Here is an 819-nt window from a genome sequence, read left to right as displayed (position 1 = left end):
CGCTCGTCACCGGCGGCATGGTCGTGCTGCATCCCGGCTTCAAGGCGGCGGCCGTGCTGCACGCGATCGCTCAGCACCGCATCAGCCGGCTCATCCTCGGTACCCCGCAGGTGTACGCGCTGGCCGAGCACCCGGACCGGGCGGCCACCGACCTGTCCAGCCTGACCGAGCTGATCTACACCGGCAGCCCCGGGGCCCCGCTCCAGCTGCGCAAGGCCCGGGAAATCTTCGGCCCCGTACTGATCCAGGTGTACGGCACGACCGAGACCGGAGTGCTCACCATGCTCCCCCCCGGCGACCACGACGACCCGCGCGCCTGCTCCACCGTGGGCCGGCCGGTGAACCCCGAGGCGTTGAGCATCCGGCACCCCGACACCGGCGCGGTGCTGCCCGTCGGCGAAGTCGGCGAGGTCTGCGCGATTCCACGCTGGCCCACGGCCGGCTACTGGCACGAGCCGAAACTCACCGCGGCACTCGTCCGTGACGGCTGGGTGCGCACCGGCGACCTCGGGCAGCTCGACACCGACGGCTACCTGCACCTGAGCGGCCGGCTCGCGAACATGATGAAGGTCAAGGGAATCCGCATCCACCCCGAGCAGGTGGAGAAGGTACTCAGGCAGGCCCCGGGCGTGTCCCAGGCCGCGGTGTGCGGGGTCGAGGACGCCGACCGGGTGGAGCACATCTACGCCGCCGTCGTGCCCGAGCCCGGCGCCGACCTGGATCCCCAGGAACTGCGCCGTCACGTCGCCGAGGCACTGTCCGACACCTACGTCCCCAGCCTGATCGACATCCGCCGGAAACTGCCGACGACCGGCTGGG

The 819-nt window shown here is 71.6% G+C and carries 1 protein-coding gene; it reads left to right on the top strand.

The features are described from left to right. A partial coding sequence (locus ABEA26_RS36115) for an ANL family adenylate-forming protein (protein WP_345598322.1) occupies positions 1 to 819 on the top strand: 819 nt, incomplete at both ends.

Source organism: Streptomyces marokkonensis (genome assembly GCF_039539045.1).
GTDB lineage: Bacteria > Actinomycetota > Actinomycetes > Streptomycetales > Streptomycetaceae > Streptomyces > Streptomyces marokkonensis.
Note: the sequence above shows the minus strand (reverse complement) of the source record. Positions and strands in the feature narration are given on the sequence as shown.